General features: G+C 68.0%; 11 protein-coding genes and 1 tRNA gene. 8 read left to right on the top strand and 4 right to left on the bottom strand.

Going from position 1 to position 15,228, the window contains the following annotated elements; genetic code table 11:
* From VKA86_02305 to VKA86_02295, 3 genes are all read right to left on the bottom strand, one after another.
* On the bottom strand, window positions 1–1,320 hold a 1,320-nt coding region (locus tag VKA86_02305; GenBank protein ID HKK70020.1), incomplete at its 3' end, for a hypothetical protein.
* A gap of 45 nt (window positions 1,321–1,365) precedes the next feature.
* Complete coding sequence (locus tag VKA86_02300) at window positions 1,366–2,031, bottom strand: hypothetical protein (protein HKK70019.1); 666 nt, start codon at window positions 2,029–2,031, stop codon at window positions 1,366–1,368.
* A gap of 46 nt (window positions 2,032–2,077) precedes the next feature.
* Window positions 2,078–2,662 (bottom strand): sigma-70 family RNA polymerase sigma factor, encoded by a 585-nt coding sequence (locus tag VKA86_02295; GenBank protein ID HKK70018.1) that lies wholly within the window; start codon window positions 2,660–2,662, stop codon window positions 2,078–2,080.
* Between the two features lie 278 nt (window positions 2,663–2,940).
* Here VKA86_02295 and eno point away from each other — a divergent pair, with 278 nt between their 5' ends.
* From eno to VKA86_02255, 8 genes are all read left to right on the top strand, one after another.
* Window positions 2,941–4,263 carry a phosphopyruvate hydratase gene (eno, locus tag VKA86_02290; protein ID HKK70017.1) on the top strand — a complete coding sequence of 441 codons (1,323 nt, stop codon included), beginning with the start codon at window positions 2,941–2,943 and terminating at the stop codon, window positions 4,261–4,263.
* 4 nt (window positions 4,264–4,267) lie between these two features.
* Window positions 4,268–4,639: a septum formation initiator family protein gene (locus tag VKA86_02285; protein HKK70016.1), complete on the top strand. Its 372-nt coding sequence runs from the start codon at window positions 4,268–4,270 to the stop codon at window positions 4,637–4,639.
* Window positions 4,640–4,680: 41 nt separating this feature from the next.
* A tRNA-Met gene (locus VKA86_02280) sits at window positions 4,681–4,757 on the top strand.
* 372 nt (window positions 4,758–5,129) lie between these two features.
* A complete protein-coding gene (gene gdhA / locus VKA86_02275) occupies window positions 5,130–6,473 on the top strand; it encodes an NADP-specific glutamate dehydrogenase (protein ID HKK70015.1) in 1,344 nt (447 codons plus the stop codon).
* A gap of 129 nt (window positions 6,474–6,602) precedes the next feature.
* Window positions 6,603–9,611, top strand: coding sequence for a PEP/pyruvate-binding domain-containing protein (locus VKA86_02270; GenBank protein HKK70014.1), 3,009 nt, complete (start codon window positions 6,603–6,605; stop codon window positions 9,609–9,611).
* The gene (locus VKA86_02265) at window positions 9,608–11,365 is read left to right on the top strand and encodes a M1 family metallopeptidase (protein HKK70013.1); all 1,758 of its coding nucleotides are present in this window, start codon (window positions 9,608–9,610) and stop codon (window positions 11,363–11,365) included. Before VKA86_02270 ends, VKA86_02265 begins: the two co-directional genes overlap by 4 nt.
* 7 nt (window positions 11,366–11,372) lie before the next feature.
* Window positions 11,373–12,593, top strand: coding sequence for a flavodoxin-dependent (E)-4-hydroxy-3-methylbut-2-enyl-diphosphate synthase (gene ispG, locus VKA86_02260; protein HKK70012.1), 1,221 nt, complete (start codon window positions 11,373–11,375; stop codon window positions 12,591–12,593).
* A gap of 127 nt (window positions 12,594–12,720) precedes the next feature.
* On the top strand, window positions 12,721–14,739 hold the full coding sequence (locus VKA86_02255; protein HKK70011.1) for a TonB-dependent receptor: 2,019 nt from the start codon (window positions 12,721–12,723) through the stop codon (window positions 14,737–14,739).
* Here the strand turns inward: VKA86_02255 and VKA86_02250 are convergent.
* Window positions 14,736–15,173, bottom strand: a complete 438-nt coding sequence (locus VKA86_02250) for an Rrf2 family transcriptional regulator (GenBank protein ID HKK70010.1) — start codon at window positions 15,171–15,173, stop codon at window positions 14,736–14,738. The genes VKA86_02255 and VKA86_02250 overlap by 4 nt on opposite strands.
* Between the last annotated feature and the right edge of the window lie 55 nt (window positions 15,174–15,228).

The following is a 15,228-nucleotide window of genomic DNA, read 5'->3' as shown; positions in this document are numbered from 1 at the left end:
CGCGTAGGCCAGCAACGATCCGATCCCGAACCCGGCGACCAGGACCAGCACCACCGGGATCCCGATCACCGAGATCACCAGGCCGCCCGAGGCCAGGACGAACAGCCCGAGTGCCACGGCGTACCAGAGCGCTCCCGACGCGAGATCGCGGACGTAGTGCTCCTGCCCGTGCTGCGCCAGCTTCGTCATGCGTTTCTCGACCAGGTGGAAGCCCGCCACGATCAGCAGGGCCAGCACCGCCACGCGCGACCAGTGCACCAACCAGGCGATGCCGCCTCCACCACCCCAGACAGCGGGACCGATCCCCGGGACCGACGTGCTCACGTCGAAGCGCCGGCCGCGGACCTCGGAATCGTCGTCGACCCGCACGCGCCCGCCCACGCTCACGGCATCGGCGGCGATGCTGCCGCGCTCCTCCACGAACAGGTCGCCGAAGAGGATGAACACGTTGCCGTCGACCTCGCCCGCGACGTAGGCGTCCCCGCCCATGAGCAGGACGTCGCCCTGGACGATCTCGTGCTCGCCCACCTCGACGTCCTCGCCGACCCGGAAGATCGACTCGGCGATCACCGTCTTCTCGCGCTGACGGCCGGGGAAGAACCGGCCCGACACGTCATCGGGCAGCTCGTCGAGCAGGGTCTCGAGTTCGCGCCCCCACTGGCCCCGGTTCGAGTCACCGAGCACACGCTCCAGCTCGACACCGACCTCGGCGATTCCGCGGCGGAGCTCCTCCTTGACCTCACGGGGAATCGTGAAGGTCACGCGGCTGCCCGAGCCCGTGTCGATGCGGACACGATCCTCGTCGATGTCCACCCGGAGTTCCTTCAGCTCGTTCCCGAGGAGGGCCAGACCCTCGCCCCAGGTCTCGGCATGTTCACCCAGGGTCTCGGCCAGACCGTCCCAGTCGGCGTCGGCGGCCGTGGACTCGAGCTCGCGGACGAAGGTGTCGAACTCGCGCTGCCATTCCTCGTCGGCGGGACCGGGGCGGTCGAGTTCGCGGCCCCGACGTTCGATCTGGCGGGCGAGGCCTCGGATCTCGGTCAGCAGGCTGTCGCGGACGGCGCGGAGGGAGTCCAGGTCGGCGGGGCGACCACTGCGCCGGCCGAGCTCCATCTGGATCCCGTAGAGATCGCGGTAGAGCTGGTCGAGTTCCTCTTCGGTGAAGACCTCCGGCGCCTCCGCCTCGGGGGAGTCCGACACACGCACCGAGACCTCCGGAGCCGCGTCCTGGGGCGCGGCCCACACCACGGTCGACGGGACGCTCCCGAGCAGGAGCGCCCCCGCACCGAGTGCGAGCGGAAGGAGGCGGCGATGCGACATGCGATGACCTCGCGGGGGGTGAAGACCCGGGCCGGGAACGGAGCCTCAGTGCCCGACGGTCGGGGATCCGGCGCGCCGACGGCGCTGGGCAGTGGCCGCGACCAGCACGGCGACACCCAGTACCAGGCCCAGGACCACGGTCGCCCCGTGCAGACCGACTTCGTCGGCGAGACCACCGACGGACGCCGTCACCACACGGTGGATCGATCCCAGGACGCCGACGAGCGCCCCGAGCACCGGCACCGATTCGCTCGCCGCGGCCCACGACTGCAGGGTCGCGGCCACCCGATCGGCACCGCTCGCGACGACCGATCCCACCTGCGTGCCGGCCACGGCCAGCGTCAACAGGTAGGCCGCCGTCACGGCGATCGACAGCCGACCCATCGACCGTACCGTACGGGCCAGGCGCGACGGCGCCAGGTCACCGATCACGATCACCGGCGGGCGGCGGCGCGGCGCGCTCGCGTAACGATCCAACGGAACGCGCGCGAGCACGGCGGCGTCGAACTCCTCTCCGGGCTCGTCCCGTGGCATCGATTCCAGGGCCTCGAAGAAGGCGCGCGTGGACCGGAGCCGCTCCTCGACCACGGGGTCGGCCTGGGCGCGCAGATGCAGGCGCAGGGCCTGCTTGTCGTCGAGCGTCCCGTCGACGTAGGCGTCCACCAGGGCATCCAGCCCCTCGTCGCGCGAACGCGCGTGGTCGGCCATCATGGTGCTCCCTCCGTTCCTCCGGGTTCCGGCTCCGGCGCGCGTCGCATCAGAGCACCGATCCCAGTCCCCCACGCCGCCGCTGGAGCTTGTCCTTCATCATGGCGCGCGCGCGGTGGATCCGGGCCTTCACCGTGCCGAGGGGCAGTTCCAGCACCTCGGCGATCTCCTCGTAGCTCAGCTGCTCCTGGTGCCGCAGGACGATCATGGATCGGTAGTGCGGCGGGAGCTCCTCGGTGATCTTCGACAGCAGTCGACCGATCTCCTCCGTTTCGACCGTCTCCTCGGGAGTGGGCGCCTCGTCCGGAAACTGGCGCTCGATCTCCTCCCCGCCGTAGCTCAACGGCTCGTCCAGGCTCTGCAGCTTCACCCGGTTGCGGCGGATGAAGTCGATGCTCTGGTTCGCCGCGATCTTGAAGATCCAGCTCCGGAACGCGTAGCGGTCGTCGTACCGCTCGAGCATTCCGAAGACCTTCACGAACACCTCCTGGGCGACGTCCTCGGCATCGTCGCGGTTCTTCAACATGCGCAGGCAGAGGTTGAAGACCGGGGCGCGGAAGCGCGCGAGGAGCTCGGCGAAGGCCGCCTCCTCACCGCGCCGGGCGCGGGCGATCACCTGGGCATCGCTTTGCAAGACCGTCGCCTTCCGCTGCGATCCGGCCGCCGACCCACCGGTCGGCTGGCCGCTCGCTCCGACAGCTCCGGTCACGGGCACTACGCCCGGACCTCCCCGGCGGTTGCACGATTCGGAGCGAATCCGGACCGGAATCGTGATCGCCCCTAAACCGCCGTGTGACCTATGTTTAGACGGCACACGGCCTATTGACCAGGCCCGGGTGCAGACCTATCATCCGCCCGTTCGCGCTCCGGAGGTCGCCGGAACGCCCGCCCCACCACCAGGACGGCCACACCATGATCGAGATCGAACGCATCCACGCCCGCCAGATCATCGATTCGCGCGGCAACCCGACCGTCGAGGTCGAGGTGCTGCTCGAGGACGGATCCGTCGGCCGCGCCGCCGTTCCCTCGGGAGCATCGACGGGCGAACACGAGGCCGTCGAGCTCCGCGACAACGACGACAAGGCCTACCTGGGTAAAGGTGTCCTCGATGCGGTCAAGAACGTCAACAACGTGATCGCCGACGAGCTGGAGGGCGTGACCGCGCTCGACCAGGCGCTGGTCGACCGGCTCCTGATCGAGGCCGACGGCACGCCGAACAAGTCGAAGCTCGGGGCCAACGCGGTGCTGGGCGTGAGCCTGGGCGTGGCCCACGCGGCGGCGAACGCCACGGGGATGTCCCTGTACCGCTACATCGGCGGTGTGGCCGCCCGGATGCTCCCCGTGCCGATGATGAACGTGCTCAACGGCGGGGCGCACGCGGACAACAACGTCGACCTGCAGGAATTCATGATCATGCCGGTCGGGGCCAAGAGCTTCAGCGAGGCCCTGCGCATGGGCGCCGAGACCTTCCACCACCTCAAGAAGGTCCTGTCGGGCCGCGGCTACGCCACCAGCGTCGGCGACGAGGGAGGCTTCGCCCCCAACCTGCGCAGCAACGCCGAGGCGATCGAGGTGATCCTCGAGGCCGTGGAGAAGGCGGGCTACGTGGCCGGGACCGACATCGTGCTGGCCCTCGACGCCGCGGCCAGCGAGTTCCACCGCAACGGCGGCTACGTCCTGGGCGCCGAGGGCGGCGAGAGCTGGGACGCCGAGCGCATGGTCCGCTTCTACGGCGACCTGGTCGACCAGTACCCGATCCAGTCGATCGAGGACGGTCTGGCGGAGAACGACTGGGAGGGCTGGAGCCTGATGACCGAGGAACTCGGCGACACCGTCCAGATCGTCGGGGACGACCTCTTCGTCACCAACCCCGAGCGCCTCGCCCGCGGCATCGACGAGGACATCGCCAACTCGATCCTGGTGAAGTTGAATCAGATCGGCACCCTGACCGAGACCCTGCGGACCATCGAGATGGCCAAGGTCGCCAGCTACACCAACGTGATCAGCCACCGCAGCGGCGAGACCGAGGACGTCACGATCGCCCACCTGGCCGTGGCCACCAACGCCGGTCAGATCAAGACCGGCTCGATGTCGCGGACCGACCGGATCGCCAAGTACAACGAGCTGCTGCGGATCGAGGAGGAACTCGGCGACCTCGCGATCTATCCGGGCGAGGAGTGCTTCTACAACCTCCCCGGCGTCACCGAGGACGACGTCGAGAGCGACGAGGCCTGACGCGATGCGTCGCGCGGCGGAGCGGGACGCGCCCTTCGTCCGGAGCATCCGGGCGCAGCGGCGTCGCCGTCAGCGGCGCCACTGGCTCGGGGTCGGCTTCGCCCTGGCCCTGTTGTTCTACGTCATGATCTTCGGCGACGCAGGCTGGCTGGCCGTGCGCGACGCAGAGGAGCAGGTCGGCGACCTGCGGGCCGAACTGGAGACGCTACGAACCGAGCGCGCGGCGCACGAGCGGGCGACCGAGGCTCTGCTGGAGCCCGGCGGCCACGAGCTGGAACGCGTGGCGCGCGAGCTGTACCGGATGCAGCGTCCCCACGAAGAGGTGCACCATCTGGTCGGCGGCGAGCGCGCCGACCCGCCCGACGGTCCGTCTTGACACACCCCCGGTTCGCGCTTAGGTTGCGCACCGCTGAACGCCGCGGGGTGGAGCAGTCTGGTAGCTCGTTGGGCTCATAACCCAAAGGTCGAGGGTTCGAATCCCTCCCCCGCAACCAACTTCCGAGAGGGCCGCCGGTGACCTGCCGGCGGCCTTTTCCGTGTCCGGCCCGAGGTCAGGCCCGAGCCACCCGGCCTCGACGGCGCCCCAACCCGCCTCCGGGGCCCGATTCCGCCCGGATCATCACGTTTTGGATGTTGGGCACCCCCTGCCCGGCCCGTACCATTCCGTCCGGTCGCAATGGTGCACGGCCCGTCGTGCACCCCATTCCCGCCTCGGCGGACCGACGCGGGTGACGAGGGAATCCGATCCGGGTGGACATCGCTTGGGACTCCGTCTACGTCGATCGCCTCGTCCCCGTTCTCGTCGCGCCGGCCAACGTCCGATCCGGGACCACTAGAACCCAGTCGAACCGGTAGGAGGAACGGGCATGTCCAGTGCCGTGCAGGCCTTCATGGAAGGCATCATCGCCAAGAACCCGGCGGAGAAGGAATTCCACCAGGCCGTCGAAGAAGTCGTCGAATCCCTCCTGCCGGTCGTGGATCAGCGCCCGGAGTACAAGAAGGCCCGGGTCCTCGAACGGATCTGCGAGCCGGAACGCGTGATCATGTTCCGCGTGCCCTGGCAGGCGGACAACGGCGACGTCCACGTGAACCGTGGCTTCCGGATCGAGATGAACAGCGCTCTGGGCCCCTACAAGGGCGGCCTGCGCTTCCATCCCAGTGTGAACCTGGGCATCCTCAAGTTCCTGGCCTTCGAGCAGGTCTTCAAGAACAGCCTGACCACGCTCGCCATCGGCGGCGGCAAGGGCGGGAGCGACTTCGACCCGAAGGGCAAGAGCGACGACGAGGTCATGCGCTTCTGCCAGAGCTTCATGACCGAGCTGCAGCGCCACATCGGTCCCGACACCGACGTGCCGGCCGGCGACATCGGCGTGGGCGGTCGCGAGATCGGCTTCCTGTTCGGCCAGTACCGGAAGATCAAGAACGCCTTCCACGCCGGCGTGCTCACCGGCAAGGGCCTGAACTGGGGCGGCAGCCTCATCCGGCCCGAAGCGACGGGCTACGGAGCGGTGTACTTCGCCGAAGAGATGCTCAAGACCCGCGGCGACAGCTTCGAGGGCAAGAAGGTCCTGGTGTCGGGCTCGGGGAACGTGGCCCAGTTCGCCACCGAGAAGGTCATCGAACTCGGCGGCAAGGTCATCACGCTGAGCGACTCGTCCGGCTTCATCGTCGACAAGGACGGCATCGACGCCGAGAAGCTGCAGTACGTGATGGAGCTGAAGAACGTCAAGCGCGGCCGGATCAAGGAGTACGCCGACAAGTTCGGTGCGGAGTACCACGACGGCACCGGCGTCTGGCGCGTCGGGGGCGACGTGGCCCTTCCGAGTGCGACGCAGAACGAGCTGAACCTCGACGACGCCAAGGCCTTCCTCGAGCAGGGCGGCTTCGTGGTGAGCGAGGGCGCGAACATGCCGAGCACGCCGGAGGCCGTCGAGCTCTTCGTGGAGAAGGGCATCCTCTACGGGCCGGGCAAGGCCGCGAACGCCGGCGGCGTGGCCGTCAGCGGCCTCGAGATGGCCCAGAACGACCAGCGGATGAACTGGACCCGCGAGCAGGTCGACGAGCAGCTCCACCGGATCATGATCGACATCCACGAGAACTGCCATCGGACGGCCGAGGAGTTCGGGACGCCGGGCAACTACGTGAACGGCGCCAACATCGGCGGCTTCCTGAAGGTGGCCGACGCCATGCTGGAGCAGGGCCTGATCTAGCCCACCCGGCCGCGGAGACCATCCACGTGGCCGATCGTTGACGGGCCGGGGCGCCGAGGGACATCCTCACCGCGTCTCGGCCCGTTTTCGTTGCCGCAGAGGCGACACCCACCCCGTCCGAAGGTCGTCATGGTCGAATCCGCCGGTCTGTCCGGACTCTTCGCCCAGACCCGCCGCAGCGAGGCCAGCTTCGAGCGCCTCATGCCCCATCGGGTCCGCAACATCCTGGTGGTGGCCAGTGCCTACGACGCCTTCGTCATCGAAGAGGGCGGGCGTCTCACCGAGCTGATCCTCAACGAGTACGTGTCGCTGAACCTCAGCGACGGCCCCCGCGTGACGCGCGTGGCGACGGCGGCCGAGGCCCTGGAACTGATCGAGCAGCAACCCTTCGACCTCGTCATCACGACCTCGAGGATCGGCAACCTCGACGGCCTGCGCCTGGGGCGGCGCATCAAGCAGATCGAACCGAACTGCCCGGTCGTACTGCTGGCCTTCGACATCGGCGAGCTGCAGCGGTTGACCGCGGAACGCCACCCCGATGCGGTGGACCACGTCTTCCTGTGGTCGGGCGACGCCCGATTGTTCATCGCGATCATCAAGATGCTCGAGGACCGCTGGAACGTCGATCACGACACCGAGGTCGCTCGTGTGCGCACGATCCTGCTCGTGGAGGACTCGGCCCGCTTCATCTCGCTGTACCTGCCCCTCCTCTACACGGTGCTCGTCAAGCAGACCCACCTGCTCATGGACGACGGCGTGAATCTCGCGAATCGGCTGCTACGCCTGCGCGCACGGCCCAAGGTCCTGCTGGCACAGAACCGCGAGGACGCCATCGACGTGTACGAGAAGTACCGGCCGTTCATGCTGGGCGTGATCAGCGACAAGAGCTTTCCGCCCGATGCCTACGGCGACGGCGGCAACGATCCCATGGCCGGGCTCGAACTGCTCAAGCGGATCAAGGGCGACGATCCGACCATGCCCATGCTACTGCAGTCCAGCGACGCCGAGGCCCGCAAGCTCGCTCGCGAGATCGGCGTGCACTTCATCCACAAGCGCTCGCACCGCCTGCTCAAGGAATTGAAGGTCTTCGTCGAACGGCACTTCGGATTCGGCGATTTCGTGTTCATCGTACCCGACGGTTCGGAGTGGGGCCGCGCGCGCAATCTGCGCGAACTCGAGGAACAGCTGCAGAGCATTCCGGACGAATCCCTGCGCCACCACGCCCTGCGCAACGACTTCAGCAACTGGCTCCGCGCGCGCACCGAGTTCGGCCTGGCCTCGCGCATCCGCCCCTTCCGGATCGAGGACTTCGACAGCATCGACCAACTCCGGCGCTACCTCGTCGACACCATGCGCGCCCACCGGCTCGAGACCCAGCGCGGGATCGTGACCGACTTCGCACCGACGCGCTTCGACGAACGAAGCCCCTTCGTGCGGATCGGCCACGGCAGTCTGGGCGGCAAGGGGCGCGGCCTGGCCTTCGCGAACGCCATGCTGCAACACCATCCGGCGCTGCACGATCGATTCCCCGACATCAACGTGACGGTGCCGCGCACGGCCGTGATCGCCACCGACGTGTTCGATCAATTCCTCGCCGACAACGAGCTGCTCGACCTGGCCTACGGCAACAACACCGACGAGGAGATCGCCCATCGCTTCTCGACGGCCAAGCTGCCCGCACACGTGAGCAGCGACCTCGAGAACTTCCTCCGGCGGATCGACTACCCGCTCGCCGTGCGCAGTTCGAGCCTGCTCGAGGACAGCAGTTCGCAGCCCTTCGCGGGGATCTACCGCACCTACATGGTGCCCAACAGTCATCCCGACGCGCACGTCCGCCTGGCCCAGCTCTCACGGGCGATCAAGCTGGTGTACGCGTCCACGTTCAGCCGTGCGGCCAAGGCCTACGCCGAGTCGACCGGCTCGCGGATCGAGGACGAGAAGATGGCGGTGGTCCTGCAGCAGGTCGTGGGATCACGGCACGGCGACCGCTTCTACCCGCACATCTCGGGGGTGGCCCGCTCCTTCAACTACTACCCGATCGCGCCGATGCGGGGCGAGGACGGGATCGCCGTCGTCGCCCTCGGCCTGGGGCGGCAGGTCGCCGGCGGATTGCAGGCGTTGCGCTTCTCGCCGCGGCACCCGAGGAGCGTGCCGGCCTTCAGTTCCGTGCAGTCGACGCTGGAGAACGCCCAGCGGCAGTTCTACGCCCTCGATCTGCAGCATCCCCACCGTTTGCCGGGGATCGAGGAGGACACGAATCTCCTGCGGCTCGATGTCGACGACGCGCGCCCGGACGGCGTGCTCCCCCTGCTGACGTCGACCTACCAGCCGCAGAACGACCGCATGGTCGAGGGCCTGCGCAAGGACGGCTATCCGGCCCTCACCTTCGCGCCGATCCTCAACAGCGATGCCTTCCCCCTGGCCGCCCTCCTGCGCGAGGTCCTCGACACCGGGGTCGCCGGAATGGGCAGCGAGGTCGAAATGGAGTTCGCCGTGGATCTGCGCAGCGACGAGGCCACCTTCGGCTTCCTGCAGCTCCGGCGCCTGGCGGCGGGGGGTGAACCCGAGGACGTGGCGTTGCGGAACGAGCAGATCGAGCGGGCCCTGTGCTTCAGCACGGCGGCCCTGGGCAACGGGCGCATGAACGACCTGTGCGACGTCATCTACGTCTGCCCCTCGGCCTTCGACGCCTCCCGGACGCGACGGATCGCCGAAGAGGTCGGCGAGATCAACGCCGTTCTGGCCGCGGAGGGCCGACGCTGTATCTTGATCGGACCCGGCCGCTGGGGAAGTTCCGATCCGTGGCTGGGGATACCGGTCACGTGGGATCAGATCTCCGCGGCCCGCGTGATCGTGGAGACGTCGCTCGAGAACTTCCGGGTCACCCCGAGTCAGGGCACGCACTTCTTCCAGAACATGACGTCGCTGCGGATCGCCTATTTCACGGTGAACTCCTACGCCGGCGACGACCGGATCGACTGGGACTGGCTGGAGGGCCACGCCCGGGTCCGGGAGACAGACCACGTCCGTCACCTGCGCTTCGACCACCCCCTGCAGGTGAGGATCGAGGGTAGGAGCAACCGCGGAGTGATCCTCCCGCCGACTCCCCCGCACCACGACGACCGGAGGCCCGCGTGATCGATCACGTCGAACTCGATCTGACCGTCGACTTCCAGCAACGCATCGTCCACGGCCACGCAGTGCATCACGTACGCGAGGCCGAACAGATCGACGCCCCCGTGCTCCTGCACACCAACGGCCTCGTGCTGCACGCGGTGTGGGTCGACCCCGGTGATACCTGGGTCGAGGCCGAGTGGGAGCTGCGCGACGCCGTGCCCGGAAAGGGGCGCGACCTGCTCGTGACGCTGCCCGACGGCGCCGACCGTATCAAGGTCGACTACGCCAGCCGTCCCGAGGCCGCGGGACTGCAGTGGCTCGAACCGGGACAGACCGCCGGTGGAGACCACCCCTTCGTCTACTCGCAGGGCCAGTCGATCTACAATCGGAGCTGGATCCCCCTCTTCGACGACCCGTCGGTGCGGATCACCTACGACGCCGTACTAAGGGTCGACAACGGGCTGCGTGCGCTCATGGCGGCCGAGGACCGCAGCGATCCGTCCGAGGAGGGCGTGTTCCGCTTCCACATGCCCCAGCCGATTCCCAGCTACCTGATCGCCATGGCCGTGGGCGACCTCGCCTTCCGTGAGATCGGTCCGCGGTCCGGTGTGTGGGCCGAGCCCGAGATCGTCGACGACGCCCACGCCGAGTTCGTCGATACCGAGGACATGATCGTGGCCGTCGAGGAGCTGTACGGACCGTACCGATGGGGCCGCTTCGACGTCCTGGTGCTGCCGCCGGCCTTTCCCTACGGCGGCATGGAGAATCCGCGGCTGACCTTCGCCACGCCGACGATCATCGCCGGTGATCGTTCGCTGGTGGCGTTGATCGCACACGAACTCGCGCACAGCTGGAGCGGCAACCTGGTCACCAACGCGACCTGGGACGACTTCTGGCTCAACGAGGGCTTCACCGTGTACCTCGAGCGACGGATCATCGAGAAGCTGTTCGGACGCGAACGCAGTGAGATGGAGGCAATGATCGGTCGTGACGACCTGATCGAGGACCTCGACGACATGGGCCACGAGCATCCCGACACGCGGCTCGTCGTCGACCTGGCGGGACGTCACCCGGACGACGCCTTCTCGAACGTCCCCTACGAGAAGGGCTACCTGCTGCTGCGCCGATTCGAGGAGACATTCGGACGCACGACCTTCGATCGCTTCCTGCGCGAGTACTTCGACACCCACGCCTTCGAGACCATGACCACCGGCCGCTTCGTCGAGATCCTGCACGACGAGCTCTTCACGAAGGATCCAGAGGCCGCCGCGCGCATCGATCTGGACGTGTGGTTGCACCAGCCCGGCGTGCCCGACACCGCGCCGGTGGCGCAGAGCGATGCCTTCGGTCGCGTGGATGCCGCCGCCGCCCGCTTCGTCGGGAACGGAACCCTGCCCGGCACCGAGGCCTGGACCGCCTTCGAGTGGATCCACTTCCTCGACGTACTCCCCGACGATCTCGAACCGGCGCGCATGGCGACCCTGGACGGGGCCTTCGACCTCACGCACAGCCGCAACTACGAGATCCTGTGCGAGTGGTTGATCCTGTCGCTGGAAACGGGCTATCGCGCCGCCGACCCGCAGGTCGAGCAGTTCCTGCTCGAGGTCGGGCGCCGCAAGTTCGTGCAACCGCTCTTCGAAGCGTTGCTCGGAGCCGAGAACGGTCTCGATCGCGCGCAGGAGATCTACGAACGCGCGCGGCCGGGCTACCACAGCGTGACCTACAACACCGTCGACCGGATCCTGGCCGAGGAATCCGCCGAGCAGGGAGAGTGACCCGACCGTGAAGCCGCAGCGACGACGCACGCCGACCTGCTGGATCGGGAGCATTCCCGTCGGCAGCGATCACCCGGTCATGGTGCAGTCGATGACCAACACCGACACCGAGGACGCCGCGGGTACTGCCGCACAGGTGATCGACCTCGCGCGCGCCGGCAGCGAGGTCGTCCGGATCACGGTGAACACGAAGCGCGCCGCCGAGTGCGTGGCCGAGATCCGGCAGCGCTGCGAAGACGCCGGCATCGAGGTGCCGCTGGTCGGGGACTTCCACTACAACGGCCACAAACTCCTGCGCGAGGTGCCGGGCTGCGCCGAAGCCCTCGCGAAGTACCGCATCAACCCGGGGAACGTCGGTACCAGCCGCTCGCACGACGAGAACTTCCGCACCATGGTACAGGTGGCGATCGACCACGACCGTCCGGTCCGCATCGGTGTCAACTGGGGTTCCCTCGACCAGAACCTGTTGACCCGGCTCATGGACGAGAACGCGAAGAGCGACCGCCCCCGCGAGGCCCGTGACGTGATGCTCGACGCCATCGTCGAGAGCGCGGTCCGCAGCGCCGACGCCGCCGAGGAGATCGGGCTGGGTCACGACCGGATCGTGTTGAGCACGAAGGTGAGTGCGGTCCCCGAGTTGATCGAGGTCTACCGCCGTCTCGGCCGCCGCACGGATCTTCCACTCCACCTCGGACTGACCGAAGCGGGTATGGGTTCGAAGGGCACGGTGTCGAGCACGGCGGGCATCGCCGTCCTGCTGGCCGAAGGCATCGGCGACACCATCCGCGTGAGCCTCACCCCTGCCCCCGGCGGCGACCGCACCGAGGAGGTACGGATCGCCCAACAGATCCTGCAGTCCATGGAGCTGCGCAGCTTCTTCCCGCAGGTGACCGCGTGCCCCGGCTGTGGCCGCACCACCAGCACCTTCTTCCAGGAACTCGCCGACGACATCCAGGGCTACCTCCTGGAGCGCATGCCGCAGTGGCGCCAGCGCTATCCCGGTGCCGAGGAACTGGCCGTGGCCGTCATGGGCTGCGTCGTGAACGGACCGGGTGAGAGCCGCCACGCCGACATCGGGATCTCCTTGCCGGGCACCGGTGAGGATCCCAAGGCTCCCGTGTTCGTCGACGGCGAGCTGCACAGCACGCTGCAGGGGCCGACCATCGCCGAGGACTTCACCCGCATGGTCGAGGCCTACGTCACCCGTCGCTGGGGCGCTGCCGACTGACCTTCGCTCCTCCGGCGCCCCGACCACGAGCCCCGGACCCGTCGGTCCGGGGCTTGCTCGTTCCACCGAGTTCGAACTCCCCCGCGCCGGAACCGACGCGTGGGACACGCCGGGAACGAGGTCTCAGATGGTGGAATTCCAGCGCACGGACCGTCGGAGCCGCACCCTGCAAGGGATGCTCGCCGTGGCCTGCCTGGCGATCACGCTGCAGGTCTGGCCGGCCGGTCGGGTGGTTCGTGCCGCCGAGCCCCGGGACCCTGTCCTCGATCTGTCGATCGAGGAACTGATGGACGTTCCGATCACCGCAGCCTCGAAGGCGACGGAACGCGCCGAGGACGCCCCGGCGATCGTCACCGTCATCGGCCGTGACCAGATCCGCGCCTACGGCGCACGGAACCTCGGCGAGGTCCTCAACCGCGTGACCAGCGCGCTGTTCCTGAGCGCGAACGTGCTCACCGACAACCTGTTGAGCATGCGACGGCAGACGCTGACCCCCTACAACACCCACGTTCTCGTCCTGCTCAACGGAAGACCTCTGCGCGACCCCATCGCAGGCGGTATCAACCACACGATCTACGCCGTCTTCCCGATCGAAGTCCTCGACCACGTCGAGGTGATCCGCGGCCCCGGATCGGTACTCCACGGCTCGAATGCATATTCCGGGGTGATCAACCTGATCACCCTGGGCGCCGACGGTGAGTCGCTCGATGCGGGCGCCTCTGTCACCGCGGGCAACCACGGGGCGTCGGCCCAGAGCGGGCACGTGCACGTCCGCGACGGCGACCTGGCCCTCACGTTGGCCCTGTCCCGGTGGAACGAAGGGGGTCCGGACTACAGCTTCACCGGGTACCGGGACTCGACGGCCACCACCAACTGGTTCCGCGAGACCACGGGACTGTTCGTCGACATGCAGCATCGCGGGCTGCGGGCACAGTTCTACTACGCCGACTTCCGGCCCGAATCGCTGTGGATGTCCGAGAACGCGTGGATGCCCGAGCGGGCCTGGGGCAACGGGCGATCGGTGGCGGTGTTCGGGGACGTGGGATACCAGCACGCGTTGACCGAGGACCTGCACGGGAACCTGAACCTCACCTACAACGACCACGAGTGGTTCAGTTGGCAGCCCGACGGGGGCAAGGTGGTGGACGTCGAGGACGTGCTCGCCGAGATGACCCTCGACTACGACGTCGCCCCCACCACGCGCCTACTCGTCGGGGGCACCGTCCAGTACACCGACCACTACAGCGACCTCCTGCTCGGTGGCGACGAGACGGCCGGAAGTTTCTACGTCCAGGGCGACCACTGGCCCCACGAGCGCCTGAAGCTGGTCGCAGGCGCTCAGTACAATCGCGTGGAGGGGATCGACGGCCGGGTGTCGCCACGCGCCGCGGTGATCACTCACCCCCACGACCGGCTCACCCTGAAGTTCCTGTACAGCCAGGCCTTCCGGAGCGGCTCGCAGCTCGAGAAGTCCTTCGACCATCCGGTCTTCCGCGGCAGCCCCGAACTGCGTCCGGAGCTCGTGGACACCTACGAGGCCCAGGTGGCCTTCCGCGGTGAGACCTTCACCGCGGCGGTGACCGGATACCACAGCACGATGAGTGACATCGTGGTCCGCCGCTGGGTCGAGCACGACGGAGAGTCGTTCGTCCAGAACGTCAACGGAGGCGAGCACGAATTCGTGGGACTGGAGTTCGAGGGCCGCATGAAACTCGGCCGTGGTCTGATGCTCGAGGGCAACGCCTCCTTCGCTCAGGACGAGGACGACCAGGGCCGTGAGAACGCCGCACTGCATCCGCAGACCATGCTCAAGGGCGGCTTCGTCCACCGCGGTGCCGGACACTCGTTCGGGGTGTGGAACAGTTCCTTCCTCGATCCCACGCAGGTGAACGACATCACCGACGTCGCCGTGCCCGAGGTCAATCCTCGTCCGGGCGACTTCCACCTGCTGTCGGCACGACTGCGCCTCGACCTGGGTCGACTCGGCGTGGGGGCACCCGGAAACTACCACCTGAGCGTCTCGGGCGAGAACCTGCTCGGCGACGAGATCACCTACCCCGAGTTCACGACCCGCGGGATCAACGCCCTCGTGCCGCTGTACGACGGAGCCATCTGGTACGCCGCCTTCGAGGCCACCCTGCGCTAGTCGTCGCGGTTCTCCAGACCCAGCGGCCAGTGCGGTCCGGGCTCGCTCAAGAGCTCCGCGAAGCTGGTCTCGCCGAAGGCACGTTCCACGCGCGCCATCTCGAGGTCCACCCGGCGGTGCAGCGCACACAGTTCGTGCTCGTGCTCGGGAAGGCCCAGGGGGCAGTGGCGGATCCGCTGAAAGGGATCGACCGCGTTGATCACGTCGAGCACGCTCAGGTCGTCGACCGGGCGTGCCAGGTGGAATCCCCCCGCCCTGCCGCGTTGCGATCGTACGATTCCCGCGCGCGCGAGCTGCTGCATGACCTTCGACAGGTATCCCTCCGGGACGTCCGTCGTCGAGTGGATGTCGTGCACGGTCCACCGTCGCTCGCGCGGGGATCGGGCGAGGCACACGACGGCGCGCAGGGCGTACTCGGCGGTCTGGGAGATCAAGTCGAAACACTCCGCGAACGAGGGTCGGTCGCGACCGGTCCTGATCCGGCCGACC

The sequence above is a fragment of the Candidatus Krumholzibacteriia bacterium genome, from assembly GCA_035268685.1.
GTDB lineage: Bacteria > Krumholzibacteriota > Krumholzibacteriia > JAJRXK01 > JAJRXK01 > JAJRXK01.
This window is presented reverse-complemented; position numbering and strand designations above follow the sequence as displayed.